Source organism: Ferrovibrio sp. MS7 (assembly GCF_038404985.1).
Lineage (GTDB): Bacteria > Pseudomonadota > Alphaproteobacteria > Ferrovibrionales > Ferrovibrionaceae > Ferrovibrio > Ferrovibrio plantarum.
Genome location: NZ_JBBKBA010000002.1, coordinates 421,774 through 446,970, shown reverse-complemented (window position 1 = coordinate 446,970; position 25,197 = coordinate 421,774). Strand labels below are relative to the sequence as shown.

The 25,197-nt window shown below is 63.7% G+C and carries 20 protein-coding genes; 12 read left to right on the top strand and 8 right to left on the bottom strand.

Going from position 1 to position 25,197, the window contains the following annotated elements:
- The first annotated feature begins 2 nt into the window (after positions 1-2).
- Positions 3-1,406, top strand: coding sequence for a chromate transporter (locus V6B08_RS15290; protein WP_341982412.1), 1,404 nt, complete (start codon positions 3-5; stop codon positions 1,404-1,406).
- A 171-nt stretch (positions 1,407-1,577) separates the two neighbouring features.
- On the opposite strand, the gene V6B08_RS15285 is transcribed toward V6B08_RS15290, so the two are convergent.
- Entirely contained in the window at positions 1,578-2,864 is a 1,287-nt protein-coding gene (locus V6B08_RS15285; RefSeq protein ID WP_341982410.1) for a tyrosine-type recombinase/integrase, read from the bottom strand.
- A 219-nt stretch (positions 2,865-3,083) separates the two neighbouring features.
- Entirely contained in the window at positions 3,084-4,478 is a 1,395-nt protein-coding gene (locus V6B08_RS15280) for a class II fumarate hydratase (RefSeq protein WP_341982408.1), read from the bottom strand.
- 97 nt (positions 4,479-4,575) lie between these two features.
- On the opposite strand from V6B08_RS15280, the gene V6B08_RS15275 reads away from it, so the two are divergent.
- Positions 4,576-5,334 carry a sulfite exporter TauE/SafE family protein gene (locus tag V6B08_RS15275; RefSeq protein WP_341982406.1) on the top strand — a complete coding sequence of 253 codons (759 nt, stop codon included), beginning with the start codon at positions 4,576-4,578 and terminating at the stop codon, positions 5,332-5,334.
- Position 5,335: 1 nt separating this feature from the next.
- On the opposite strand, the gene V6B08_RS15270 is transcribed toward V6B08_RS15275, so the two are convergent.
- The 3 genes from V6B08_RS15270 to V6B08_RS15260 are packed head-to-tail and all read right to left on the bottom strand — an operon-like array spanning position 5,336 to position 9,887.
- On the bottom strand, positions 5,336-6,757 hold the full coding sequence (locus V6B08_RS15270) for an efflux transporter outer membrane subunit (protein ID WP_341982404.1): 1,422 nt from the start codon (positions 6,755-6,757) through the stop codon (positions 5,336-5,338).
- Between the two features lie 5 nt (positions 6,758-6,762).
- The gene (locus V6B08_RS15265) at positions 6,763-8,745 is read right to left on the bottom strand and encodes a MacB family efflux pump subunit (RefSeq protein WP_341982402.1); all 1,983 of its coding nucleotides are present in this window, start codon (positions 8,743-8,745) and stop codon (positions 6,763-6,765) included.
- The gene (locus tag V6B08_RS15260) at positions 8,742-9,887 is read right to left on the bottom strand and encodes an efflux RND transporter periplasmic adaptor subunit (protein ID WP_341982400.1); all 1,146 of its coding nucleotides are present in this window, start codon (positions 9,885-9,887) and stop codon (positions 8,742-8,744) included. The genes V6B08_RS15265 and V6B08_RS15260 overlap by 4 nt, the downstream gene beginning before the upstream one ends.
- A gap of 217 nt (positions 9,888-10,104) precedes the next feature.
- Here V6B08_RS15260 and V6B08_RS15255 point away from each other — a divergent pair, with 217 nt between their 5' ends.
- The 5 genes from V6B08_RS15255 to arfB all read left to right on the top strand — a co-directional run bounded on the left by V6B08_RS15255 (position 10,105) and on the right by arfB (position 15,843).
- Positions 10,105-12,129 carry a hybrid sensor histidine kinase/response regulator gene (locus V6B08_RS15255; RefSeq protein ID WP_341982398.1) on the top strand — a complete coding sequence of 675 codons (2,025 nt, stop codon included), beginning with the start codon at positions 10,105-10,107 and terminating at the stop codon, positions 12,127-12,129.
- 72 nt (positions 12,130-12,201) lie between these two features.
- Positions 12,202-13,152: an MBL fold metallo-hydrolase gene (locus tag V6B08_RS15250; RefSeq protein WP_341982396.1), complete on the top strand. Its 951-nt coding sequence runs from the start codon at positions 12,202-12,204 to the stop codon at positions 13,150-13,152.
- Entirely contained in the window at positions 13,149-14,138 is a 990-nt protein-coding gene (locus tag V6B08_RS15245; RefSeq protein WP_341982394.1) for a phosphotransferase, read from the top strand. Before V6B08_RS15250 ends, V6B08_RS15245 begins: the two co-directional genes overlap by 4 nt.
- Positions 14,135-15,418, top strand: coding sequence for a phosphopyruvate hydratase (eno, locus tag V6B08_RS15240; protein WP_341982392.1), 1,284 nt, complete (start codon positions 14,135-14,137; stop codon positions 15,416-15,418). Before V6B08_RS15245 ends, eno begins: the two co-directional genes overlap by 4 nt.
- Positions 15,419-15,423: 5 nt before the next feature.
- Positions 15,424-15,843, top strand: coding sequence for an alternative ribosome rescue aminoacyl-tRNA hydrolase ArfB (gene arfB / locus V6B08_RS15235; protein WP_341982390.1), 420 nt, complete (start codon positions 15,424-15,426; stop codon positions 15,841-15,843).
- Positions 15,844-15,873: 30 nt separating this feature from the next.
- On the opposite strand, the gene V6B08_RS15230 is transcribed toward arfB, so the two are convergent.
- Complete coding sequence (locus V6B08_RS15230) at positions 15,874-16,596, bottom strand: response regulator (protein WP_341982388.1); 723 nt, start codon at positions 16,594-16,596, stop codon at positions 15,874-15,876.
- Positions 16,596-18,128 carry a sensor histidine kinase gene (locus V6B08_RS15225; RefSeq protein ID WP_341982386.1) on the bottom strand — a complete coding sequence of 511 codons (1,533 nt, stop codon included), beginning with the start codon at positions 18,126-18,128 and terminating at the stop codon, positions 16,596-16,598. The genes V6B08_RS15230 and V6B08_RS15225 overlap by 1 nt, the downstream gene beginning before the upstream one ends.
- Before the next feature lie 312 nt (positions 18,129-18,440).
- Here V6B08_RS15225 and V6B08_RS15220 point away from each other — a divergent pair, with 312 nt between their 5' ends.
- Positions 18,441-20,024 carry an MFS transporter gene (locus V6B08_RS15220; RefSeq protein WP_341982384.1) on the top strand — a complete coding sequence of 528 codons (1,584 nt, stop codon included), beginning with the start codon at positions 18,441-18,443 and terminating at the stop codon, positions 20,022-20,024.
- Positions 20,025-20,156: 132 nt separating this feature from the next.
- Positions 20,157-20,567, top strand: coding sequence for a GFA family protein (locus V6B08_RS15215; protein ID WP_341982382.1), 411 nt, complete (start codon positions 20,157-20,159; stop codon positions 20,565-20,567).
- 19 nt (positions 20,568-20,586) lie between these two features.
- Here the strand turns inward: V6B08_RS15215 and V6B08_RS15210 are convergent, their stop codons facing one another.
- Positions 20,587-21,084 (bottom strand): Lrp/AsnC family transcriptional regulator, encoded by a 498-nt coding sequence (locus tag V6B08_RS15210; RefSeq protein ID WP_341982381.1) that lies wholly within the window; start codon positions 21,082-21,084, stop codon positions 20,587-20,589.
- Positions 21,085-21,243: 159 nt separating this feature from the next.
- Here V6B08_RS15210 and V6B08_RS15205 point away from each other — a divergent pair, with 159 nt between their 5' ends.
- From V6B08_RS15205 to V6B08_RS15195, 3 genes are read left to right on the top strand one after another with little or no spacing between them, the layout of a single operon-like run.
- Complete coding sequence (locus V6B08_RS15205) at positions 21,244-23,250, top strand: hypothetical protein (RefSeq protein ID WP_341982379.1); 2,007 nt, start codon at positions 21,244-21,246, stop codon at positions 23,248-23,250.
- Positions 23,251-23,297: 47 nt separating this feature from the next.
- Positions 23,298-24,266 (top strand): thioredoxin-disulfide reductase, encoded by a 969-nt coding sequence (gene trxB, locus V6B08_RS15200; protein ID WP_341982377.1) that lies wholly within the window; start codon positions 23,298-23,300, stop codon positions 24,264-24,266.
- A gap of 41 nt (positions 24,267-24,307) precedes the next feature.
- The gene (locus V6B08_RS15195; RefSeq protein WP_341983494.1) at positions 24,308-25,195 is read left to right on the top strand and encodes a LysR family transcriptional regulator; all 888 of its coding nucleotides are present in this window, start codon (positions 24,308-24,310) and stop codon (positions 25,193-25,195) included.
- Positions 25,196-25,197 lie beyond the last annotated feature (2 nt).

Sequence of the window (25,197 nt, the reverse complement as noted above, 5' to 3'; positions counted from 1 at the left end):
CCATGACCGCTCGTGAGCTGGCGCCGTCTCCTCATAAGGCTGTGTCCAGCCACGGGGTTTCCCTGGGCGAAGCCATGCGCGTCTGGGCACGGGTTGCCGCCCTCAGTTTCGGTGGGCCGGCAGGGCAGATTGCGGTGATGCATCGGATCATCGTCGAGGAAAAGAAGTGGATCGGCGAGAACCGCTTCCTGCATGCCTTGAACTACTGCATGCTACTGCCGGGGCCGGAGGCGCAGCAGCTTGCTGTTTATATCGGCTGGCTGATGCATCGTACCCTGGGCGGCCTGATCGCCGGTATGCTGTTCGTATTGCCGGGCATAGTCGCCATCATGGCACTCAGTTGGATTTATGCCGGGTATGGTGGCGTTGGTGTCATTCAGGGCTTGTTTTTTGGCCTCAAAGCGGCGGTGCTGGCTGTCGTGCTTGAGGCCGTGATCCGCATCGGCAAGCGGGCGTTGAAAAATACCACCATGGTGCTCATCGCGGCAGCCGCTTTCATCGGCATCTTTGTTTTTGGGATCGGCTTCCCGTGGATTGTCCTCACGGCTGCGATCCTGGGATATGGAGGGGGCCGCGCCGGTATAGCCAGCTTCCTGGTCGGGGGCGGGCACAAGGCCGCGGGCGGCAGCGTTGTGGCGGATGCGGACTCGTTGCTTGGCGAGGAGGCTCCCGCGCATGCCCGGCCGGGACCGGGATGGTCGCTCCGTGTCGCCGCAATCTGTGTCGCGCTCTGGTTCGGGCCGATTGTTGCGCTGTTGCTCGCGTTTGGCCCGGGGAATGTCTATAGCAACATAGCCATCTTCTTCAGCCAGATGGCGGTGGTCACCTTCGGTGGTGCCTATGCGGTGTTGGCCTATGTCGCCCAGCAGGCAGTGGAGAATTTCGGCTGGCTGCGGCCGGGTGAAATGCTGGACGGCCTCGGCATGGCGGAAACCACGCCCGGCCCGCTGATCATGGTGCTGCAATTCGTCGGCTTCATGGGGGCATATCGCGATCCCGGCATGCTGCATCCGATGCTTGCCGGCACCCTGGGCGGCTTATTGGCCACCTGGGTCACATTCGTGCCATGCTTCCTGTGGATTTTTCTCGGCGCCCCCTTCATCGAGAAGCTGCGGGGCAACAAAATGGTTGGCGCGGCTCTTTCCGCAATCACGGCCGCGGTGGTTGGGGTGGTGCTGAACCTCGCCATCTGGTTCGCGCTACACACCATCTTCAAGGAAGTACGGAAAGTGTCGGACTTTGGCCTGTCGCTCGATGTGCCGATACTGGCTTCAGTGGATGTGCCATCCCTGGTGCTGATGCTTGGCTCAATCGTGGCCCTGTTCTGGTTCAAGCTCGGAATGGCCAAGACTCTGGCTGGTGCGGCTTTGCTGGGTATTGTTTGGCATTTTATTTCCACCGCATGAGATTAGGCTGGGATCGCCAGTATCCATAACAACTCCGATCGAACTGAGGGGGGGCGCACTTGGCCCGCCTCGGCTGGCCAGAGTGCCGGAGTGAAATCACCCAAGCACAATAAGTATATGATTGCCTTGGGGCGGGTGAGGGTAATCAAGCCCGCTTCAAAGCTTGGGGGGCTACTCGCAGTTCTTTGTATCTGATACGGCCAGAAATGCACCCAAACTCAAGTATCCCGATATATGGGCTGCAACTCTGTCTGCTGCGGCAATAAGCGCTGAATCTAAATGATGAATGTATCTGCTGGTGATCGTGCCGAGTCTATGCCCCAGCATGGTAGCAATAGTGGCTTCAGTGTAGCCAAGCTCATTGGCAAGTGACGCAAATGAATGGCGCAAAGTATGGAGTGTCACATTGTAGTATCCGTCCTCATCTTTATCTGTAAGTCCTGCGGCTGCTCGAACCGTGTCCATGATTTTTGGGGTGCCATCGTAAAATCGTCCGCGCTCACCCGGAAAGACCGCATCAGTGTTTGCCGCTCTTGGTTGATCTTGAAAAAGCTCCAAAGCAGCCTTGCCGATGGGTCGAGTGCTCTTGCCGCTTTTAGTGTCTGGAAAGCGTACAGAACCACCATCAATATCGAGAAAAGGCCAGCGGAGAGTATGAATCTCGCTTTTACGGCAGCCAGTCAGGGCAAGTGCTTGTATAACAGCAATCCCTTGCGGATTTACTCTTTGCAACTCGGCAAGCTTCAGCCCTCGGCCAAGTGCAATGAATTCCTCGTGGGTTAAGCGTCGATCTCGAATCTTATCGCGATGGCGCTCAATACCATGCACAGGATTATCAGCACGAACTCCATGCTTCACGGCATACTGGAAAATACCGCCAAGCAGGCCCACAGTCCTTGTGGCCGTTCCCCGCCCTCCCTTTACAACTGACTTGCCGCGTGGCTTGGTTTTCTCAACTTTCTGGGTTTTGCCTGCGGCAATGTCATTCATGAAGCGCAGAATATCGGCGCGGGTAATATCCTTGACCTTTTTTCGGCCGAGCAGTGGTTTAATGTGACGTTCAATCCGGCCTCGATCCACATAGATTGTGGATTGCTTTTTGGCATAGCCGCCACGGGTCAGAATATTCCCGGCTAAGGCATCCTTATAATACTGGTCACATAGGTCTGCGACTGAAGAGGCCATGCGCTCGTCGCGTTTTAGCCGGCCAGGATCGACACCTTGAACAATGCTGCCCAGCAGTTTGAGTGCCTCTCCACGTGCCAACTCTGGTGTAAATGGCGCTCCATGTCGACCAATGGTTATCCATTGCTGCTGGCCCTTTACGGTGGCTTTCACAAAGTAGGTGATGGCGTCCTTTTGCCGTCGAGCGCCAAAGCCCTTGATCTCTGTATCGAACAGGTTTTGGCCTGGCTGAAGGGCCTCGACGACCCGCTTTGTAATCTTGGCTTTTGGCACCGATTACGACCCTTGCTCTTGCTTTCGTAGCTACAGCCTAGCTACAGGGAGACAGAGAATTCAAGGGTGAATGGAAGAAATTCGCAGAGAATATTTGCTGGAAAAATGGGAAAAATAGAACGGGATGGTACTCAATAGAAATGGCCTTTTCACGCTCCGAAGGCAGAGGTCACAAGTTCGAATCTTGTCGGGTGCGCCAATTTCCCTTGAAAAATTCGTCTACGGCCTCGGCCCGATCATGCTGCGTGGGTCGGCGAGGCGGTCATATTCCTCGGCGCTGAGCAGGCCGAGCGCGATGGCGGCTTGTTTCGGGCTGATATTCTCGGCGAAGGATTTGTTGACGATCTGCGCCACGCGGTCATAGCCGAGATGCGGGTTGAGCGCGGTGGCGAGCATGATGGAATGCTCGACATTGCGGCTGAGCGTGGCGGTATTCGGCTCGATGCCGGCCACCATGTCGTCGCCGAACAGCTTCGCCGCGTCGGCCAGCAGCGCGATGGAGCGCAGGATGTTGTGCACGATCACCGGCTTGGCGACGTTGAGTTCGAAATGCCCGGCCGCCGCTGCATGGGTCACAGTCACGTGGTTGCCCATCACCTGATAGCAGACCTGTAGCGTCGCTTCCGCCAGCGTCGGGTTGCGCTTGCCCGGCATGATCGATGACGTGAGGCCATCATGCGGCAGCAGCAATTCCGCCAGGCCGGCGCGCGGGCCGGAACCGAGGAAGCGGATGTCGTTGGCGATCTTGGCCAGCGAGACCGCGAGCGTGTTGAGCATGCCGCTGGCTTCCACCAGGGCGTCATGCGCGCCCATGCCCTCGAACTTGTCCGGGTTGGCGCGGAAGGGCTGGCCGCTTAAGGTCGCCAGTTCCTCGGCGAAGGCCACGTCGAAGCCGGCCTTGGCATTCAGCCCGGTGCCCACCGCCGTGCCGCCCTGGGCCAAGGCATAAAGCCGCGGCAGGGTATCGTTCAGCCGCGCCTGGCCGAGTTCGATCTGCCGTGCCATGGCGCCAAAACCCTGGCCCAAGGTCATCGGCGTCGCATCCTGCAGATGGGTGCGGGCGATTTTCACGATATCGGCCCAGGCCGCTGCCTTGATGCTGAGCTGGCTCTGCAGGCTGGCGAGCGCGGGCTTCAGCCGCCCGACCAGTTCCAGCACGGTGACAATGTGCATCACGGTGGGGAAGGTGTCGTTCGACGACTGGCCGCGATTGACATGGTCATTCGGATGCACCGGCTTCTTGGTCGCCAGCGGCTGGCCGAGCAATTCATTGGCGCGGTTGGCGATTACCTCATTGGCATTCATGTTGGTGGCGGTGCCGGAGCCGATCTGCCACACCGGCAGCGGGAAATGCGCGTCGAACTTGCCCTCCCAGACTTCGCGCGCTGCCTGCTCGATTGGCGCCACCAGGTCGGGCGGCAATTCGCCAAGCCGGGCATTGGCGCGCGCGGCAGCCAGCTTCTGCAGCCCGATGGCATGCACCAGGGCCGGCGGCAATTGCTCGTCGCCGATGCGGAAAAGCTGCAGCGCGCGCTGGGTCTGGGCGCCCCAGTATTTGTCGGCGGGCACGGCGACGCTGCCGAAGGCATCGCGTTCCTGGCGGGTCTCGGTCATGCTGTATCCTCGAATGCTTCGACGCGGAGCGAAATATCGGGCCGCGTCCTCTGCTACATTGCGCCGGTCGCCCCATTCTAGCGTGGAATTGTTGCCGATGTCGTTGTTTGCCGTTGATTCTCCTTCTTTGCTGATTTTCACCGCCCTGGTGCTATTGCTGGCCGGTTTCGTCAAAGGCGTGATCGGCTTAGGCTTGCCCACCATCTCGGTCGGGCTGCTCGGCCTGATCATGGCCCCGGTGGAAGCGGCGGCCTTGCTGGTGGTGCCTAACCTGGTCACCAATGTGTGGCAGTTGCTCGCCGGGCCGAGCGTGCGGGCGCTGGTGGCGCGGCTCTGGCCGATGATGCTCGGTGTATTGCTCGGCACCCTGGCCGGCGCGCAGTTCTTTCCGCTTGGTGCCTATGCCTGGGCCACGGCCTTGCTGGGTGTGGCGCTGGCGCTCTATGCCGGACTTGGACTGGCGGCGAAGCAATGGCCGCTCAAGCCCGAACAGGAAGCCTGGATGGGCCCGTTGGTCGGCTTCGCCACCGGCGTGGTGACGATCCTCACCGGGGTCTTTGTCATTCCCGCCGTGCCCTATCTGCAGGCCTTGAAGCTGGAGAAGGACGATCTGGTGCAGGCGCTCGGCCTGTCCTTCCTGGTTTCCACGGTGGCTTTGGCATTGGCGCTGTTTGGCAACGGCCTGTTCGCCACTGCCATTGCCGGTTCCTCGCTGCTCGCCCTGGTGCCGGCCTTGGGCGGCATGCTGATCGGCCAGGCCTTGCGCAACCGCATCTCGGCCACCAGCTTCCGCCGCTGGTTCTTCAGCGGCCTGCTGCTGCTCGGTGCTTATCTGGTGCTGAAGGCGCTGTGGTGAGCTATTCGCTCCAGCCGCCGCCGAGTGATTTGTAGAGATCGACCAGGGCGGTGAAGCGGGCCAGCATCGCCTGCGCCAGGGCATCGTTGGCCTGGAACACGGTGCGCTGGGCATCCAGCAGGTTCAGGAACGGCACGGTGCCGGCGCGGTAGCGCGCTTCCACGATGCGGTAGGCTTCGCGCGCCTGATCATAGGCTTCGCGGGCATAGCCCTGGCGCTGCGCCGCGTTGGCGGTGCCGGTCAATGCGTCTTCCACATCGCCGAAAGCGGTGACGGCGGCCTTGGCATAGGTTTCCGCCAGTTCGGCAAAGCGGGCGCGGTTCAATTCTTCCTGGCCCTCCAGCCTGCCACCCTCGAAGAGCGGCGCGGTGATCGAGGCGGCCAGCGAATAGAGCGCGCTTTGCGGCTGCAGCAGGGTATGCAGGGCTGTGCTTTGCAGGCCGCCGGAAGCCGTGAGGGCCAGGCTTGGCAGCCTTGCCGCCTCGGCCACGGCAATATCCCGGTTGGCGGCCAGCAGGTCGGTTTCGGCCTTGCGGATATCGGGGCGGCGGGCCAGCAGGGTAGAAGGCAGGCCGGCCTTCACGCCCGGCAGCCGCAGGTCGTCCAGCGATTGCGCCGTGACGCTGAAGCCCTGCGGTGCGCGGCCGAGCAGCAGCGCCAGCGCGGTCAGGGTCTCGCGCTCGCTCTGGCGCAGCACCGGAATGGTGGCGCGCTGGGTCGCCACGCTGTTGCGCTGCTGTGCCACTTCCAGGTCGGAGGCAGCGCCAAGCTGGCGCTGGCGCTCCAGCACATTCAGCACGTCCTGGGCATTCTGCAGCGTGTCTTCCGCCAGGCGGATACGGTCGCGCAGCGAAAGCAGTTGAAAATAGCTGGCGGCGAGATCGGCATGCAGGGTCAGCATCACGGTTTCGCGGTCGTAGCGGCTGGATTGCAGCCGCGCCAGGGCGGTATCCGAGGCAGCACGGTTGCCGCCGAACAGGTCGACCTGGTAACCGGCGGTCAGCCCGGTATCAAAGGTATTGCGCACGATGCGGCCCGAACTGGCGCGCTGCGTGCTGCCGGAAGAGGTCGAGGACGACGGCGACCAGGAGCGGCTGGCGCCGCCATCGGCTCCCAGTGTCGGCAGCAGGGCGGCGCCGGCAATCTTCGCAGAAGCTTCGGCCTGGCGGATACGGGCCATGGCGGCGCCGAGGTCGCGGTTGCCGGTTTCGGCGGCACTCATCAGGCCATCGAGTTCGCTGCTGCCGAAATCGCGCCACCAGGTGGTGTCGGGCCACAGCCCGGCGCCGGCATTGCCGGCATCCCAGGCGGCAGGCGCGGCGGTCTGCGGTTTCACGAACGGGTCGCCGATATCGCAGCCGGCGAGAGCAAGGGAGGCTACAAGCAGCGCGGCCATCGGGGCGCGGCGGGAAAGCTTGGTCATCTGGGTCATTCCGAAGCGAGGGCGACCACGGGGTCGAGGCCGGCGGCCTTGCGCGCCGGTAGATAGCCGAATGTGAGGCCGGTGAGGAAGGCGCAGCCGAAGGCCAGCAGCACCGGTCCAGTGGAATAGATCACCGGCTTGCCGAAAGCCTCGAACACCGCCGTGGCACCAAGGCCGAGCAGCACACCGATGATGCCGCCGAGCGTGCAGATCGCCAGCGCTTCGGTATTGAATTGCAGCAGGATATCCAGCCGCCGGGCTCCGGTGGCCATGCGCACGCCGATCTCGCGGGTGCGCTCGGTGACGCTCACCAGCATGATGTTCATCACGCCGATGCCGCCAACGATCAGCGAGATGATGGCAATAGAGCCAAGCAGCAGGGTGAGAGTGTTCTGCGTCTCGGTGGCGGTCTGCAGGATCGCCGCCATGTTGCGGATCTGGAAATCCTCGGCACGGTGGCGGCCGATCAGCGTCTGGCGGATCGCTTCCTGGGTCTCGTCGATGCGAGCCACATCCTTCACCTGCACAGTGATGGTGCGCACGTAGCGTTGGCCGAACAGCCGCAGCATGCCGGTGGATAGCGGCACCAGGATGGTGTCGTCCAGGTCGGTGCCAAAGGGCGAGGCGCCCTTGGCGTCCAGCACGCCGATCACCAGGAAGGGGATATTGTTGACCAGCACATACTTGCCGAGCGGATCGGTGCCGGCATCGAACAATGCCTTCACCGTGGTTTGGCCCAGTACCGCGACGGGGGCAAAATTCCGTACATCCTCGTCGTTGAAAAACACACCGGAGGCGATCTTCCAGTCGCGCGCCTCGGCGAAGCCAGCGCCGGCGGCATTGGCCTGAGTCAGGTAGTCGTTGCTGCCGAAGCGCAAAGTGACCTGACCGGTATATTCGCCCACGGCAACATTCACATTGGCCAGTTCGGCGATGGCGTCGGCATCCTCGGCCACCAGTGTGGCGGTGATGCCGCCGGCCTGACGCATGTTCGGCGCACCGGGCCGGATCAGCAGCAGATTGGTGCCCATGGCGGAGATACGGTCGAGCACCGATTGGCGGGCGCCGTCGCCGATCGCCAGCATCGCCACCACGGAAGCAACGCCGATGATGATGCCGAGCAGGGTGAGCAGCGTGCGCAGCAGATTGCTATGCAGCGCCTGCAAAGCCATGCGGCTGGCTTCCAGCAGGCTGGCGCTGGGCGCCTTGCGGCTGGCGGCGTTGTGGCGTGGCAACGCGCCGGTAACCTCGGCTTCATCCAGCCGTGTATCCGAAACGATGTTGCCATCGCGGATTTCCACCACGCGCCTGGCCTGGCGAGCCACTTCGGCATCATGGGTGATGAGCAGGATGGTATGGCCGCGCTGGTTCAGATCGCGCAGCAGCTTCATCACTTCGGCGCCGCTTTTTGAGTCGAGCGCGCCGGTCGGCTCATCGGCCAGGATCACCGGGCCGCCATTCATCAGCGCGCGGGCGATGGAAACGCGCTGCTGCTGCCCGCCGGAAAGCTGGGTCGGCTTGTGGTCCAGCCGCTCGGCGAGGCCGAGGCCGGAGAGCAGCTCCACGGCGCGGTCATGCCGCGCTTCGCGGTTCAGGCCGGCATAGATCGCCGGCAGTTCCACATTGGCGGTGGCACTGGCCGATGGCAGCAGATTGTATTGCTGGAAGATGAAGCCGAAGGCTTCGCGGCGCAGCAGGGCGCGGCCATCGGCATCCAGCGCCGAAACCTCACGGCCCTCGAAACGGTAGCTGCCGGAGGTCGGGCGGTCGAGCAGGCCGATCAGGTTCATCAGCGTCGACTTGCCCGAGCCCGAGGCACCCATGATAGCGACGAATTCGCCGGGATGGATATCCAGCGAAATGCCATGCAGCACCTCGACGCTGATGTCGCCGCGACTGAAGCTCTTGGTGATGCCTTGCAGCGAGATCAGTGGAATGTCAGGAGATACGGGTGCCGCCGGGCGCTGCAGCGGGAGTTGCGCGGTCATAGGCGGGGTGTCCTGGCGAAGCTGCCCCCGGGGGCGCTGGCGCCGCGCGGCTGGTCGAGCACCAGTTCATCGCCGGCTTTAAGGCCGGAGCGGATTTCCGTCATCACCCGGTTGTTGGCGCCGATCTCGACGCTGCGCTCCACTGGCTGGCCGTTTTCCATCACCCGGGCGGTATAGCGGTTGCGGCTGCCCGGCATCTGGCGCAAAGCGGCCAGCGGCACCACGGGCACATTCTCGGCATGGGCGACGATGAAGAAGACCTGGGCGCTCATCTGCGGCAGCAGGTCCTGGCCCGGATTCGGCACGTCGAACAAGGCTGAATAAAGCACCACGTTGTTCACCACCTGGGGCGTGGGCAGAATCTGGCGCAGCGTACCGGTGCGGCGGCGGTTGGGCTGGCCCAGCGTGGTGAAATAGGCAGGCATGCCGATTTTCAGGCGCGAGACATCGGCTTCCGATACCTGGGTCTGCACTGTCATCGTATCCAGGTCGGCGATGCGCAGGATAATCGGCGCCTGCTGATTGGCATTCAGGGTCTGGCCCTGGCGCGCGGTCACGTCGATCACCGTGCCGGTCATCGGTGCGTAGATCTTGGTATAGCTCAGGTTGGCGAGGTCGCCCTTGAGCGTCGACTCGGTCTGCTGCACCTGGGCATTCAGGGCGTCGATCTGCGCCGTGATCGCTTTCAGGTTGGCTTCCGCGGTATCGAAGCTGTCCTCGCTGGTGGCGCGGTCGGCAAGCAGGCGGCGCTGGCGCTCGAACTGCTTCTGCGCCAGTTTCTGCTGCACACTCTTCTCGGCGATCTGGGCCTTGAGATTGAGCAGTTGTGCCTGGTCGGCACTGACCCGCGCCTCATAGACGGTGGGGTCGATCTGGGCGAGCAACTGGCCTTTTTCCACCCGGGCGCCGAAATCGACCAGGATCTGGCGGAGCTGGCCGGAAACCTGGGTGCCGACATCGACATAATTCAGCGGCTGCAGGGTGCCCACCGCTGAAACGGTGTCTTCCACCAGGCCGAGCGCCACGGTCTGGGTGCGGGGCGGGGCTGCCGTATTGGCGCGGGCCTGCCAATACCACCAGCCGCCACCGGCAACGCCGGCCAGCAGGACTATGGTAGCGAGGTATTTGACGGTGCGAGACATGGGCATTCTACATAAGCTTACTGGGGAGGTGGTTGAGCATCATAGTTTATCACGCCGTCCGGCTGCCAATCCTACGGCTGTAGCGGGGCTTTTCATGTAACAGATGATGACAGTGACAGGTAGAACAAGCCCCGCCACGGAAGTTGCATTTTCATGCATTTCGGGTCTTAGCGATAAGTAATTGGCTTTCCTATACCCCTCCCGCCTACGCTGAGGTATGTCGCAATCCGCGCCCGACACGCAGGCCATCGGCCTCGTCCTTGCCCAGCTCGATACCCACGGCATCGCTGCCTGCTACATCGACGCTGCCGAGCGGTTGCAGCTTTGGAATCAAGCGTATCTGCGGTTTTTCCCCGAGCATATCGGCATTGTCCATGCCGGCTGGCCCTACATGGACAATCTGCGCCACTATTTCACCACCAATCACAGCCATGCCACCAGCCCGCAGCAGTTGGAGGACATGATCGCTACTTCCGTGATGCGCCACCGCACCCAGAGCGGGCCGCTGGATTTCCAGAAACTCGATGGCCGCTGGTTGCGCTCCCAGGTCAACCGCTTCGACGATGGCGGCATGGTGAAGACCTGGGCCGATGTCACCGCCGAGGTGCTGCATTCCGAAAGTTCGGTGATCGAGGCGTTGTCCACCCTGCAGCAGGCCTTGCTCTGCTACGACCAGGAGGGCCGCTTCCGTTTTGCCAATAACCGCGCCAGCAGTTTCTTTCCCGCCCTGATCAGCCGGTTCCGTCCCGATTCCGGCTTTGCCGATCATCTGCGGCATCTCTCGGCTGAGACCGAGGCGAGCGAGGACCGCGACATCCTGCGCCAGCTTGCCGCGCGTTCCTGGCCGGCCGATCCCGGCCCGTATCAGCCGCTGCTGATCAACATGCGCGGCGGCCGGGTGGTGCAGTTGGAGATGACGCCGACCCGCGATGGCGGGCTCACAGCGGTCTGGACCGACATGACCGAGGCGCATCGGCTGCTGGCCGAACGCAGCCGGGCCGAGGCCGAGGCCACTGCCAAGTCTGAATTCCTGGCCGTGATGAGCCATGAAATCCGCACGCCGCTGAATGGCGTGCTGGGTGCCATCGGCCTGCTCGACCGCGTTACCCTGGCGCCGCGCGACCGCGATCTGCTGGATACCGCGCGTGGTTCGGCCGAGCATTTGCTGCATCTGCTGAACGATATCCTGGATTTTTCCAAGCTCGAGGCCGGCCGCGTCGAGTTGGAGGAAGTCGATTTCGATCTCCGTCGCCTTGTCGAAGGCCTGGCGGCATCGCTGCGGAGCCGCGTCGCCGAGAAGGGCCTGCAACTCGACTGGAAGGTGGCGCCGGAATTGCCGGCGATATTGCGGGGTGACCCTGGCCGGCTGCGCCAGGTGCTGCTGAACCTGCTGGGCAATGCCATCAAGTTCACGGAGCGCGGCTGGGTGCGGCTGGAAGCCGGGCTGGACCCCGCCAGCGGCAAGCTGCAATTCAGCGTCGCCGATTCTGGCATCGGCATCGCGCCGGAAGTCCGCCCGCTGCTGTTCCGGCATTTCACCCAAGGCGACCGTTCGATCACCCGGCGCTATGGCGGTACTGGCTTGGGCCTTGCCATCTGTGGCCAGCTTGCCGCGCTGATGCAAGGCGAGATCACGGTGGAGAGCGAATTGGGCCAGGGCAGTGTGTTCCGCTTCAGCCTGCCGATCCATGCCGGTGCCGCTGCGCCGGCGCAGCCTTCGACACAGCCGCTGGTGGAGATGGCGCGGCGCGGCGCTGCCCTGCGCATCCTGGTGGCGGAGGACAACCCGACCAACCAACTGATCCTCTCAACCATGCTGCATGAACTTGGTCATCAGGTCGCGATTGCCGACAATGGCCTGGAAGCCTGCGCACGGCTGCGCCAGGATCGTTTCGATATCGTGCTGATGGACATGCAGATGCCTGAAATGGACGGCATGGCGGCCAGCCGCACCATACGTGCCATGGCGGAACCCTATGCCTCGGTGCCGATCATCGCCATCACCGCCAATGCGCTGGCGGGCGACCGCGAACGCTGCCTTGCCGCCGGCATGGATGGCTACATCACCAAGCCGATTGACCTGCCGCTGCTGATTCAGGCCATGGATCAGGCCCTGCACCGTCGACCGGCGGCGGTGGCCCGGGCTGCGGCACCGAGCCTGGGGGCCGACCTCACGCCGGCCGCCGCCAAGGCGCTTGGCGCCCTGGCCGACAAGCTGAAGCTCACCGGCGCCGCCCGCTGATCCGCCTTCCTCGCGCCGCTGCCTGCGGTTATCCTGCCCGGTAGAGAATAAAAATCCGCCGGGAGGAACAGCATGGCCAAGGGATTCGCGTCGACCAACGACCTGGAGGAAAAGGTCGTTTCCTTCACCCAGCTTGGCGAAGGACTCTACGCCTTCACCGCCCAGGGCGACCCCAATACCGGCGTCATCGTCGGCGATGATAGCGTGATGGTGATCGATGCCCAGGCAACGCCGACAATGGCCGCCAGCGTGATCGAGTATATCCGTGGCGTTACCGATAAGCCGATCAAGTATGTGGTGCTGTCGCATTACCATGCTGTGCGCGTGCTGGGTGCGTCTGCCTATGGCGCCGAGCAGGTGATCGCTTCGGATGCCACGCGCGGCCTGATTGTCGAGCGCGGCCAGGAGGATTGGGATTCCGAATATGGCCGCTTCCCACGCCTGTTCCGATCCGCCGAGAGCATTCCCGGCCTGACCTGGCCGACCATGACCTTTCCGCGCAAGATGAGCATCTATCTCGGTCGCCGCCGTGTTGACCTGATGCATCTCGGGCGCGGCCATACAGCAGGCGATATCGTTGCCTGGGTACCCGATGCCGGCGTGATGTTTTCCGGCGATCTGGTCGAGTACCATTCCGCCTGCTATTGCGGCGACGCGCATTTCGCCGACTGGCCGAAAACCCTTGATGCAATTGCCGAATTCAATCCGGCGGCCTTGGTGCCGGGGCGCGGCGATGCGCTGGTGCATCGCGATCAGGTTGGCGACGGCCTGAAACTGACCCGCGATTTCCTCACCACGCTTTATGGCTCGGTAGCAGAAAGCGCCGCCAAGGGCTTGCCGCTCAAGGATGCCTTCGACCGCGCCAATGCCGCCATGGCGCCGCGTTTCGGCAATTTCGCCATCTTCGATCATTGCATGCCGTTTAATGTCGCCCGGGCCTATGACGAGGCCAGTGGCTTGGCGCATCCGCGCATCTGGACTGCCGAACGCGACCAGGATATGTGGGCGAGGCTGCAGGGGTGATTCCGGCTGAGATTGTCGTCGGCCTTAGCAATATGGGGTTGGGCCGGCCGCTGAGTGGCGAGCCGCTCACCGGCGGCGTGTCTTCCGATATCTGGCGGATCGAACTCGAGAGCGGCCCGGTTTGCGTAAAGCGCGCCTTGCCGAAGCTGCGCGTTGCCGCCGATTGGCAGGCGCCGGTGGAGCGCAACCGCTACGAGGCACGCTGGATGCAGGTGGCGGCCAGTGCGGCGCCGGCCGCAGTGCCGGCTTTGCTGGGGCAGGATGAGGCTACCGGCTGCCTTGCCATGGCCTACCTGCCGGCGGAGCAGCATCCGCTCTGGAAGGCGCAGCTGCGCGATGGCCTGGCCGATGCGGATTTCGCCGCCGCGGTGGCCGGCAAACTTGTGGCGATCCATGCCGCCACTGCCAACAGCGCGGCAATAGCTGCTGATTTCCCCACCGACCGGATCTTTTTCGATATCCGCCTCGATCCCTATCTCGGTGCCACCGGGCGGGCGCATGGCGATCTCGCGGCCTGCTTCCAGGCGCTGATCGCCACCACCCAGGGCAATAAACGCGCCCTGGTGCATGGCGATGTCAGCCCGAAGAATATCCTGGCCGGCCCGGTGGGGCCGGTTTTTCTGGATGCCGAATGTGCCTGGTATGGCGATCCAGCTTTCGATCTGGCCTTCTGCCTCAATCATCTGCTGCTGAAAAGCCTCTGGAACCGTGCTGCCCATGGCGCTTTTCAGGCCTGTTTCGCGGCACTCCACCGGCGTTATCTCGCCGGTGTGACCTGGGAGCCGCCGGCGGTGCTGGAGGCGCGCGCCGCCGCCTTGCTGCCCGGGCTGCTGCTGGCACGGGTGGACGGCAAGTCGCCGGTGGAATATGTCACCCGTGACGAGGACAGGGAGCTGGTGCGCCGGGTGGCGCGGCCGCTGCTTCTCGACCCGCCGGTGCGGCTGGCAGCCGTGGCGGCGGCCTGGAACGGGGAATTCGGCGCATGAGCGCGAGACAGATCGTTACGGTGCAGGGCCGGCGGGTGTGGGATTCGCGCGGTCGGCCAACCGTGGAGGCGGACGTGACGCTCGCCGATGGCAGCAGCGGGCGCGGCATTGCGCCGGCCGGCGCCTCGCGCGGGCGGCATGAGGCCATCGATCTGCGCGATGGCGGTGTGGTGTTCGGCGGCTTCGATGTCGGCCAGGCGGTGGCGCATGTGAACGGCGTTCTCGCCGATGCCGTGCGCGGCCTCGATGCGGGTGACCAGGCGACTGTGGATGCGGCGCTCTGTGCCGCAGATGGCACGCCGAACAAGGCACGGCTTGGCGGCAATGCGGTGATCGCCGTATCGCTGGCGGTGCTGCAGGCAGCAGCCGTGGCCGAGAAGCTGCCGCTTTGGCGCTATCTCGCCGGCGATGCCGATGTGGCTTTGCCGCTGCCTGAGATCCAGATTTTCGGCGGCGGCGCCCATGCGGCACGGCGTGTCGATATCCAGGATTTCATGGTCATGCCGCTCGGCGCGCAGAGTTTCGACGAAGCCATGGTGATCACGGCTGAAATCTACCGCGCCGCCGGCAAGCTGATGGCGGATGCCGGCAAGCTCGCCGGCGTCGCGGACGAGGGCGGCTTCTGGCCCAGCTTCGAGTCGAACGAGCAGGCGCTCGACATGCTGACCCGCGCCATTGAGGCGGCCGGCTACCGGCCCGGCGAGGGCGCGGCGATTTCGCTGGATATCGCGGCCTCCGAATTTCATGATGGCCGGGATTACGTGCTTGGACTCGAGCACCGCCGGCTGGCGACGCCGGAAATGATCGACATGCTGCTCGGCTGGCTCGGACGCTACCCCATCGTTTCGATTGAAGACCCGGTGGCGGAAACCGACGCGGAAGGCATGCGGGCCTTCACCAGGGCAGTACGCGGCCGCTGCCAGGTGATCGGCGATGATTACCTGGTGAGCAATGCCGCGCGCACGGCAGCCGCGATTGCCGGCGGTGACTGCACCGCTGTACTGCTGAAGCCGAACCAGGCCGGTACAGTGAGCGAAACCGCCGCCACCATGCGCGTGGCGAAAGCCGCCGGCTGGGGCCGTATCGTCTCGGCGCGCTCGGGCGAGACAGAGGACGTTTCCATCGCCCATCTCAGCACTGGCTGGAATGCCGGCCAGCTTAAAGTCGGCTCCTTCGCGCGCTCCGAACGCATGGCGAAGTGGAACGAGGTGCTGCGTATCGAGGAAGCCATGGGCAGCCGGGCGCGCTTCTGGGGCCGCGCTGCCCTGGCCTTCGGGTGAAGGCCATGATCCAGGTGACGCAGCGGATTGCGCTCCGCGACGACGAAATCCAGTTGAGCTTCATCCGTGCTTCCGGGCCGGGCGGGCAGAATGTCAATAAGGTATCGTCGGCCGTGCAGTTGCGCTTCGATGCCAAGGGCTCGCCTTCATTGCCCGAGGAGGTGCGTGCCAAGCTGCTCACCCTGGCGGGTCAGCGGCTGACCAATGACGGCGTCATCGTCCTCACCGCGCAGGCACACCGCAGTCAGGAGCGTAACCGCGAGGACGCGATTGCCCGCCTCGTTGACCTGATCCGTCAGGCGACGCACAAGCCGAAGCCACGCCGCGCCACCAAGCCGACCAAGGGCTCGCAGCAGCGGCGCATGGATTCAAAGGCGAAGCGCGGCAACGTGAAAGCCAACCGCGGCCGCCCGAATCTGGATTAGGTTTCAGTGCGCAAGCTGAGCCCGCGCGCGTCAGCGCGCAAGCTGAGCCTGATCGGCAGTCAGCAGCCGGTAGCCAACGCCGAGTTCGGTGGCGATGTAGCGCGGGCGGGTCGGATCGGGTTCGATCTTCTGGCGCAGCTTGCGCATGAAGATGCGCAGGTAATGCACATCTTCGGCATGGGCAGCGCCCCAGACATGGCGCAAGAGCTGGTCATGGGTCAGCACCTTGCCGGCATGTAGCGCAAGCTGGCTCAGCAGCTTGTATTCCTTGGGCGAGAGCCGCACCGGCTCGCCGCGCATCGATACCACGCGGTGTGCCATGTCGATGGCCAGTTCGCCGACATTGAATACCGGCTCGCCGGTCACCGCATCGGCCTTGCGCCGGCGCATCAGTGCCTTCACGCGAGCGACGAATTCCGCCATGCCGAATGGCTTCACCACGTAATCGTCGGCGCCGAGTTCGAAGGCCCGTACTTTCTCCACCTCGCGGTTGCGTACCGAGAGGATGAAGACCGGCACCGCGCTCCATTCGCGCAGGCGGTTCAGCACATCCAGGCCGTCCATGTCGCCAAGTTGCAAATCCAGTACCACCAGGTCGGGTGGCGAGGCGGCGGCGAGTCGCAAGCCTTCCTGGCCGGATTCGGCTTCGGCGACATCGTAACCGTGCACCGACAGGCCGGTGCGCAGGAAACGGCGGATCGGCGCTTCGTCGTCGATCACCAGGATTTTCTGGATCGTATTCTTCTGGGTCATCATGCCTCCAACGCCGGTTCAGCCGGCGGTACTGGTAGGGAAATACGGAAAATGGAGCCTTGGCCCGGACCCGGGCTGCTGGCCGTGAGCGTGCCGCCATTGGCTTCGACGAAGGCGCGGCTGATCATCAAGCCAAGGCCCTTTCCGGCAGGGCGCGGCTCCAGGCCATCGCCGCTACGGCCGGCGCGATAGAAAGGTTCGAAGATGCGCTCGATCTCGTCGGCACCAATGCCGATGCCTTGATCGGCGATTTCGATCACCACGCGCTCGCGGCCCATTTCGGTCTGCTGGCGTGCGGTGAGGCTTACGCTGGTACCGGCGGGGGCGTATTTCGACGCATTCTCCAGCAGGTTTTCCAGCGCGTGTTCCAGCATCAGGGCATCGAGATGCAGCATCGGCAGGTCTACGGGCAGCGATACCTCGACGTGATGCGCGCGCAGCACGCGGGCGGTGTGGCGCAGCACGGCGTCGACGATATCGGCCAGTTCCAGCCGCTCCAGCTTCGGCACCAGTTCGCCGGCACCGATCTGGCTCATGTCGAACAGTTTGGAGAAGTTTCGCCCCAAGCGTTCGCTTTCCTCGCGGATGGTGCCGAGCAGTTCGACGCGCTGCGGCTCGTCCACTAGGCTGCCGAAGCTTTCCAGCGTCGAGGCAGCGCCGATAATGGCCGCCAGCGGTGTTTGCAGATCATGGCTGATGGCGCCGATCACGGCTTCGCGCAGCCGCTCGGCATGCTTGGCGACGCGGGCATTTTCCATCGCCAGGGCAAGTTGCGCACGTTCCAGCGCGGTGGCCGCCTGATCCAGCAGCGCGGCGCCGTAATCGGTTTCGCCGATGGCACCGAGATCGTCGCGCCGTCGCGCCAGCAGGCCGATGGCGCGGCCACCGGCGCGCAGGAAGTGAAAGCGCCACGGGCCGACATCCGCCTGCACCCGCGCTGCACCGGAAGCCAGGGCGTCATTCCAGGCCTTGCGTGCTTCCTCGAACGGCAACGGCTGCTGTTGCGCAGCGGCGCTGGAGGCAATCGGCTCCAGGCTGCCGCGCTGCGGTTCGAACAGATGCGCCGGTTTCGCGGCACCGCCAAGATGCTCGACAATCACCCGGCCGACGCCGGCCGGATCGGCGGTATCGGCCAAGCGGCGGCTGAAACGCTGCAGGTCGGCGAGATCGGCCTCACGGCGTCGGGCTTCCAGCGCGTGGCGGCGTGCGAAGGCAGCAAGGTGGCTTGCCACCACCGCCACGGCGGTGAACACCACCAAGTCGACCAGCTCCTGCGGTTCGCCGATATGCAGATTGTAGAACGGCTTGTAGAAGAAGAAGCTCGATACCGCGACCGCCAGCACAGCGGCGAACAGTGAGGGCCCCAGGCCCCAGGCAATGGCGCTGGCCAGCACGGCGGGCAGAAACACCACGCTCAGGTGGTCGATCGGCAGCAGCAGTTCCAGCACATGCGCGATCAGTCCGCAGACCGCAGTGAGTGCAGCACTGCCGAGCACCGGCGCCACGCGGTGCCCCATCCAGCGGGGCCGCATATCCGGCTCTCCGGTATCTGAGACATGGAAAAAGACAGGCATGGCCATGCAGCGGCACCGCAACTCTTGGTATCGGCAGGCCAGTCTCCCGTAAACGCGCGCCCCCCGCAACCATGAGCAGGCAGGCGGCATGCGATGCCGTGCAACTGCAGGCATTACTTTTTGTTTATGCGGTGCGGGGGCTTTAGCCATGGAGAGTTTATGACCCCGCATGGGAGTCTGGAATCAGAGGCGTCAGGAATGCTGGCAGCGTACCCGGCAGCGTAAAAGGACCGGACCTGAACCATGAGCGAGGCGGTGGCAGGATTGGGGATGACAACGGCAGGCACAGGTGTTGCTGCCGGCTGGCGCCCCGTTGCCGCTGCGGCATTAGGCAGCCTGTTCGAATGGTATGATTTCTATATCTACCTGTTGCTGGCGCCGGTGCTGGCCGGGCAGTTCTTCCCCCTGGGCAGTGAAACCGCTGCCCTGCTTGCGCTTTTTGCCACTTATCTTTCCGGCCTGCTGACCCGGCCGCTGGGAGCATTACTGTTTGGCCCGCTGGCGGATCGTCATGGCCGTCGCGCTGCCTTCCTGCTTTCCCTGCTGATTTCGGGCCTCGCCACGTTGCTGCTTGGCCTGCTGCCGGGTTTCGCCAGCATCGGTTGGGCGGCACCGATGCTGTTGCTGTTGTTGCGTGCGCTGCAGGGTATCAGCCTGGGCGGCGGCCAGGGGGCCGCCATTGCCTATGTCGCGGAGCAGGCGCCGCAGGCCCAGCGCGGCCAGGCCACCGGCTGGCTGCAGGCGGCAGGTTCGCTCGGCCTGCTGCTCGCCCTGCTGGTGCTGACCATAAGCCGGGCGGCATTCACCCCGGTAGAATTCGCCGAACTCGGCTGGCGGCTGCCGTTTCTTGGCGGTGTGCTGCTGCTGGGACTGTTCGCCATCACGCGCCTGCGCATGAACGAATCCAGCGTGTTCCAGCGGCTGCAGGCCGAGGGCCGCAATGCCGATGCACCTTTGCGCGAAAGCCTGTTCCGCTATCCCAATAGCCGCCTGGTGCTGCTGGTGCTGCTTGGTGCCACCGCCGGCCCGGCCGTGGTGTGGTATGCCGGCCACATCTACGCGCTGAATTTCCTCACCGAAACACTGAAGCTCGATACCGGCATTGCCTACGGCCTGGTCGGTGCGGCCCTGTTGCTGGCGGCTCCGGGCTATGTGCTGTTCGGCTGGCTCTCGGATCGCATTGGCCGGCTGCGCATCATCATGGCTGGCTGCCTGCTGGCGGCGGTGGGCTACTTCCCGCTGTTCAATGCGCTGAGCCATGCCGCGCATCCGGCTCTGGCGGATTTCCAGCGGCGCATACCGATTGCCATCGCTGCCGATTGCGGCACCGCATTTCCGATGCTGGCCGGGCCGGAGCGGAACGCTTGCGACCAGGCCCGTGATTTCCTGCTGCGCGCGGGCTTGAGCTTCCATAGCCAACCGGCCTTGCCCGGCCATGCCTTCACGCTGCGCGTCGGTGCGCGTGAATTGCACAGTTTCGATCCGCCGCGGCTGCTGGCCGTGATGCGCGATAGCGGCTATCCCGTCACAGCCGATCCGGCTCAGGTGAATTATCCGCTCAGTTTGCTGTGGCTGACGCTGCTGGCCTTGCTGGGTGCGATGGTGTTGGCGCCGCTGGCCGCTTTCCTGGCCGAAACCTTTCCGGCACGGCTGCGCGTCTCCTCGCTGTCGTTGCCGCTGCAGCTTGGTTTTGGTGGTTTCGGCGGTCTGCTGCTGCTGCTGGCGCCGGCCATGGTGATGGCGTCCGGCAATGTTTTCATGGGGCTTTGGTATCCAATCGCTATCGCGGTCATGTCGCTTGTCGTTGGTTCGTTGTTCCTCCGCGACAAGTTGGACCGCGACCTTCATGCCTGACTGAGCAGTCCTGCCCTGGCATGAGCCCGGCCGAACTCGTTTCGGCCGGGTATTTTTTTGCCCGCCGCAATGCTTGACCGCGGCCTGCTGCCGCGACGGATAATGCCACCAAGATCAATGAGGGAGGGTGTGATGACGCTGGAAGGTGGATGCTATTGCGGCAAGCTGCGCTATCGCGCCGAGGGCGATCCGATCATGAAGGCGCAATGCCATTGCCGCGAATGCCAGTATATCAGTGGCGGCGCGCCGAACCTGTTCATGCTCATGCCGGCCCAGGGCTTCAGCTATACCAGCGGCGAGCCGAAGTTATTCACCCGCAGCGATCTGGAGCAGCCGGTGACGCGGGAATTCTGCCCCGATTGCGGTACCCATCTGATCACCCGCCGTCCGGGTCTGCCGGCCGTGGTGCTGAAGATCGGCACGCTGGACGAGCCGGCAAAGTTCGGCGGGCCGAAAATGGCGATCTACACGATGGACCGGCAGGATTTTCACGTCATCCCGGAACAACTGCTGCAATTTGAAGGGTTGCCGCCCCGGCGGTAATGCCGGCGCCTGGCTGGTTTTAATCCACCGTGGCGTCGTCGGTCGGCATGTCCACCGGTACGCCCGGCTCGCTCTTGGAGCAGCGGATGGTCAGCGCGGTCTTCACATGCGCCACATTCTGCAACGCCGTCAGTTCCTTGGTCAGGAAGGTCTGGTAGGCGTCCCAGTCGCGGGCCACCACCTTGAGAATGAAATCGTTCTCGCCGGCCAGCATGTGGCATTCGCGCACCTGCGCCCAGCCGGCCACGGTTTGCTCGAAGGCCACCAGGTCATGCTCGGCCTGGCTGTTCAGGCCCACCATTGCGAACACGGTGACGCCGTAGCCGAGCAACTGGGCGTTCAACTCGGCATGGTAGCCCTTGATATAGCCAGCCTCCTCCAGCGCTCGTACCCGGCGCAGGCAGGGCGGGGCGGAAATCCCCACCCGTTGGGCGAGATCCACGTTGGTCATGCGGCCATCGGCCTGCAGATCGGCAAGGATCTTGCGGTCGATCTGATCGAGCTTAACTTTTTGCATAAAAATTCCTACTGGCGCCCCGTCGCGCAATAATATTATACAAATGCCACCCGTTCCAAGGGGGTGGGCAGGGAAAAAACGAGGCCGAAGCGATTTATGTGGGGCGGTCGCAGTGCTACCGTCCCGCCGCACGCTTTCAGACTAAAGGCCCAGGCCCGCATGGCGCTCAAATTCGAGACGTTTTCCAACCAGGACGCCCGTGGCGGCTGGCGTCCGGGCAATAATTTCGGCGGCCATAGCCTGTTCAAGGCCTTAGGGCACCCCCGCACCATGGCGCAGGGACGGGAACTCGCCGCCAGTCTGGCAAAATTCCAGCGCCTGGTGGTCTACGACCCGGAACCCTCGCCGGCTGCCGAGCATTTCAATGCCTTCTTCCCGGTGCCGCGCGACAATCTCGCTGCCGTGCTGGTGCAGCGCGTGGAGGATATCGGCCAGACCCGGCTTGGGCTCACCACCCGGCCAGTAACCGACATCAAGGCGCTCAAGCCCGATGGCGTGCTGATCACGGCGTTTGACGCGCAACTGTTGGCCAAGCAGATCGAACGCCTGCTGCCGCCGGGCTGCGAGGTGCTGACGCTTGATGCCATGCGGCTGCCCGATACCTGGCTCAGCAATCGCGGTCGCTACCTCGATCCGATCAATTTCGCCACCAATTTTGCTTTCCTGCGCGATGAAGCTGCCAGCGCGGCCAATGGCAACGATGGCCTGCATACCAAGGTGGTGACGGCGAATTACTGGACCGGCTATGGCGCCGAGGCACCGGCTTTGTGGTGCTGCCTGTTTGGTGCCGATGGCCGCGTGCTGGCGGAATGGACCGAGGAAAATCTTGGCGGTGCCTTCCACTCCATTGCCATCGACAGCCGTGATGTGCGCCAGCGTTTCGGCCTCGACGATTTCGTCGGCTCGCTGTTTCTGCATGCCCTGCGCGTGAGGGGCCATGATGTGGTCAAATACGCGCTCGACAGTTTCTCTGATTCGGGCCTGCAGCTTTCCTGCACCCATGACGCCAATGCCTGGCCGGCGGATCTCTATGCCGGCGTGCCGGCGCCGAAGGATGGCGAGAAGCTGCTGCTCTGGGTACAGAACAGCCACCCACTGACCATTCCGGCCGGCGCCATCGGCATCAATCTGATGGGTGCTCAGGCGATCTCCTGGTATGGCCAGGAAGTGCCGCCATTCGGCACCGTGGCGGTGGATCTCGGTGCGCTGCTGCCCGAGGCGCGTTTCCCGGACCAGATCGAAATTCAGGCCGGGCGCTATTTCGTGCGCCCGCGCTACGAAATCGTGCAGGGCGAGGGCAATGCCAAGCCGGGTCGCCGGCGCATCGCGCATGCCAATGTCGAGCGTATCGACCTCAAGCCGGATCCGAATTTGCCGAAGCTCGGCGGCCTGATCGGCAAGGGTTACATCATGCCGCTGCCGATCCTGCCGGTGGATGAATGGCGTTCGGTGACCTTGCCGACGCCGATGTCGACGGCGCAGAACGAACTGCCGCTGCGCGTGGCCTTGATCGACGCTTCCGGCGAGACGGTGGCGGAGGAGTATCTCGGCCGTCTGGCGCGGCGCGAGTCGCGGCCCGCCGATATCGATGCCTGGGTGAAAGCTGCCGGCAAGGCCATGCCCTCAGGCTACGGCCATGTGGAATATCTCTACGACTTCCGCGAGGGCGGCGAAGGCGATGGCTGGCTGCATGCGCTCGGGCTTTATGAGCAGCGCGCCTCCGGCCATCAGGCCGAAACTATTTTCGGCGCGCATATCTACAATATGCCGATCACCTACCGCGACGAGCCGCAGAGCTACACGCACCGGCCGCCGGGGCTGACAACCCGGCTGTTCCTGCGGTTGGGCGATGCTCCTTTCGACTCGATCTGCCATCTGGTCTATCCGGCCTCGCTGCCGGCCGACAGCTACGGCCCTGGTGCCTCGGAGACCAAGCTGACCCTGTTCGATGGCCAATACCGCCCGGTGGCGGAGTGCGACATTGCCATTCCCCATGGCGGCTCCTATTTCTTCAAGGTATCAGCGCTGTTTGGCGAGGCGGCGCGTCAGCGCGCCGGCGCCGGCGCCTGGGTTCAGGTCCGCGATGTTACCTGCCGGCTGTTCGGCTTCCATGGCCTGCAGCACGGCCGGCAGAGCTTCTGCCTGGATCATATGTTCGGCTTCTGACGCGCTGCCAGACGAGTGACGCACTGCGAGACGAGAAAGTTAAAGAGATGGCACAGACCTTTCGCACCAAAGTCCTGATCCTCGGTTCCGGCCCGGCCGGCGCCACCGCTGCGATCTATGCCGCGCGCGCGTCGCTGAAGCCGATCATGGTGCATGGCCTGCAGCCTGGCGGCCAGCTCACCATCACCACGGATGTCGAGAACTATCCCGGGTTCGCCGAGGTGATCCAGGGCCCCTGGCTGATGGAGCAGATGGAAGCTCAGGCCAAGCATGTCGGCACCGAGATCATTCATGACATCATCACCGAGATCGACCTCTCGAAGCGGCCTTTCGTCGCCAAGGGCGATTCCGGCGATAGCTACATCGCTGACGCGCTGATCATCGCCACGGGTGCCCAGGCGCGCTGGCTCGGCCTGCCGAGCGAGCAGGCTTTCCAGGGTTTCGGTGTTTCCGCCTGCGCCACCTGCGATGGCTTCTTCTTCCGTGGCAAGAAGGTGGTGGTGGTCGGCGGCGGCAATACCGCCGTGGAAGAAGCGCTCTATCTCACCAATCACGCGGCGGAAGTCACCGTGGTGCATCGCCGCGACGGTTTCCGCGCCGAGAAGATCCTGCAGGATCGCCTCTTCGCCAATCCGAAGATCAAGGTGGTGTGGGACCATGTGATCGACGAGATCCAGGGCGGCGAGGAGCCGAAGGGCGTCAATGCCGTGCGGCTCAAGAACGTGAAGACCGGCGCGGTGCAGACGCTCGCCACCGATGGCGTGTTCATCGCCATTGGCCATACGCCGAATACCACGCTGTTCCAGGGCCAGTTGCCGCTGGATGCGGAAGGCTACATCACCACCAAGCCGGGTACGACGCAGACAACCATTCCCGGCGTATTCGCGGCCGGCGATGTGCAGGATAAAATCTATCGCCAGGCGGTAACGGCGGCCGGTACCGGTTGCATGGCGGCGCTGGAAGCGGAAAAATTCATCGCGGAGCATTCGCACCACGCCGCCGAAGCGGCTGATTAACCCCCCGGCGTGGGGGAGGGGGCAACAGAACGATGTCGGCGCTGGACTGGGACAAGCTGCGCATTTTCCATGCGGTCGCGGAGGCTGGCAGCCTCACCCATGCCGGCGAGCAACTCGGCCTGTCGCAATCGGCAGTGAGCCGCCAGATCGGCGCGCTGGAAACCCAGCTCAACACCACGCTGTTCCACCGCCATGCCCGTGGCCTGATCCTCACCGAACAGGGTGAATTGCTGTTCCGCACCGCGCGCGACATCTTCTCGCGCCTGGCGGTGGCGGAAGCGATGATTGCCGACAGCAAGGACAAACCGTCTGGCGACCTGCGCGTCACCTCCACCGTCACCTTCGGCACCGTCTGGCTGGCACCGCGGCTGAAGGAATTCATGGATCTCTATCCTGATATCCGCATCTCGCTGCTGGTGGACGATCACGAACTCGATCTCTCGATGCGCGAAGCGGACGTGGCGATCCGCATGTGGAAGCCGACTCAGTCCGATCTGGTGCAACGCAAGCTGATCACCGTGCATAATCACATCTATGCGTCGGTGGATTACGTGACACGCCATGGCGCGCCGCAGACCGTGGCGGATCTCGATCGCCACCGCATCATCGTTTACGGTGAGGAAGCGCCGGCGCATTTCAACAACCTGAACTGGTTGCTCACGGCTGGTGAGTCGACGCGGCCGCGCGAGCCAGTGCTCAGCATCAACAATGTCTATGGCGTGCTGCAGGCAGTGGCGAGCGGACTCGGCATCGCCGCCATGCCGGACTACCTAGTGCAGAATAACCCGCGCGTGGTTCGCGTGCTGCCAAATGTCGATGGCCCGGCTTTCGACACCTATCTTGTCTATCCAGAAGAATTGCGTGCCACCAAGCGGCTGGCCGTGTTCCGGGATTTCCTGCTTCGCAAAGTCGCCGATTGGCAGTATTGAAG

Coding starts and splice junctions, on each gene's coding strand:
- V6B08_RS15220 (WP_341982384.1), top strand. CDS start 18,441: ATGACAACGGCAGGCACAGGTGTTGCTGCCGGCTGGCGCCCCGTTGCC.
- V6B08_RS15255 (WP_341982398.1), top strand. CDS start 10,105: ATGTCGCAATCCGCGCCCGACACGCAGGCCATCGGCCTCGTCCTTGCC.
- V6B08_RS15280 (WP_341982408.1), bottom strand. CDS start 4,478: ATGACCGAGACCCGCCAGGAACGCGATGCCTTCGGCAGCGTCGCCGTG.
- V6B08_RS15265 (WP_341982402.1), bottom strand. CDS start 8,745: ATGACCGCGCAACTCCCGCTGCAGCGCCCGGCGGCACCCGTATCTCCT.
- V6B08_RS15275 (WP_341982406.1), top strand. CDS start 4,576: ATGTCGTTGTTTGCCGTTGATTCTCCTTCTTTGCTGATTTTCACCGCC.
- eno (WP_341982392.1), top strand. CDS start 14,135: ATGAGCGCGAGACAGATCGTTACGGTGCAGGGCCGGCGGGTGTGGGAT.
- V6B08_RS15230 (WP_341982388.1), bottom strand. CDS start 16,596: ATGACCCAGAAGAATACGATCCAGAAAATCCTGGTGATCGACGACGAA.
- V6B08_RS15250 (WP_341982396.1), top strand. CDS start 12,202: ATGGCCAAGGGATTCGCGTCGACCAACGACCTGGAGGAAAAGGTCGTT.
- trxB (WP_341982377.1), top strand. CDS start 23,298: ATGGCACAGACCTTTCGCACCAAAGTCCTGATCCTCGGTTCCGGCCCG.
- V6B08_RS15290 (WP_341982412.1), top strand. CDS start 3: ATGACCGCTCGTGAGCTGGCGCCGTCTCCTCATAAGGCTGTGTCCAGC.
- V6B08_RS15215 (WP_341982382.1), top strand. CDS start 20,157: ATGACGCTGGAAGGTGGATGCTATTGCGGCAAGCTGCGCTATCGCGCC.
- V6B08_RS15270 (WP_341982404.1), bottom strand. CDS start 6,757: ATGACCAAGCTTTCCCGCCGCGCCCCGATGGCCGCGCTGCTTGTAGCC.
- V6B08_RS15260 (WP_341982400.1), bottom strand. CDS start 9,887: ATGTCTCGCACCGTCAAATACCTCGCTACCATAGTCCTGCTGGCCGGC.
- arfB (WP_341982390.1), top strand. CDS start 15,424: ATGATCCAGGTGACGCAGCGGATTGCGCTCCGCGACGACGAAATCCAG.
- V6B08_RS15225 (WP_341982386.1), bottom strand. CDS start 18,128: ATGCGGCCCCGCTGGATGGGGCACCGCGTGGCGCCGGTGCTCGGCAGT.
- V6B08_RS15205 (WP_341982379.1), top strand. CDS start 21,244: ATGGCGCTCAAATTCGAGACGTTTTCCAACCAGGACGCCCGTGGCGGC.
- V6B08_RS15210 (WP_341982381.1), bottom strand. CDS start 21,084: ATGCAAAAAGTTAAGCTCGATCAGATCGACCGCAAGATCCTTGCCGAT.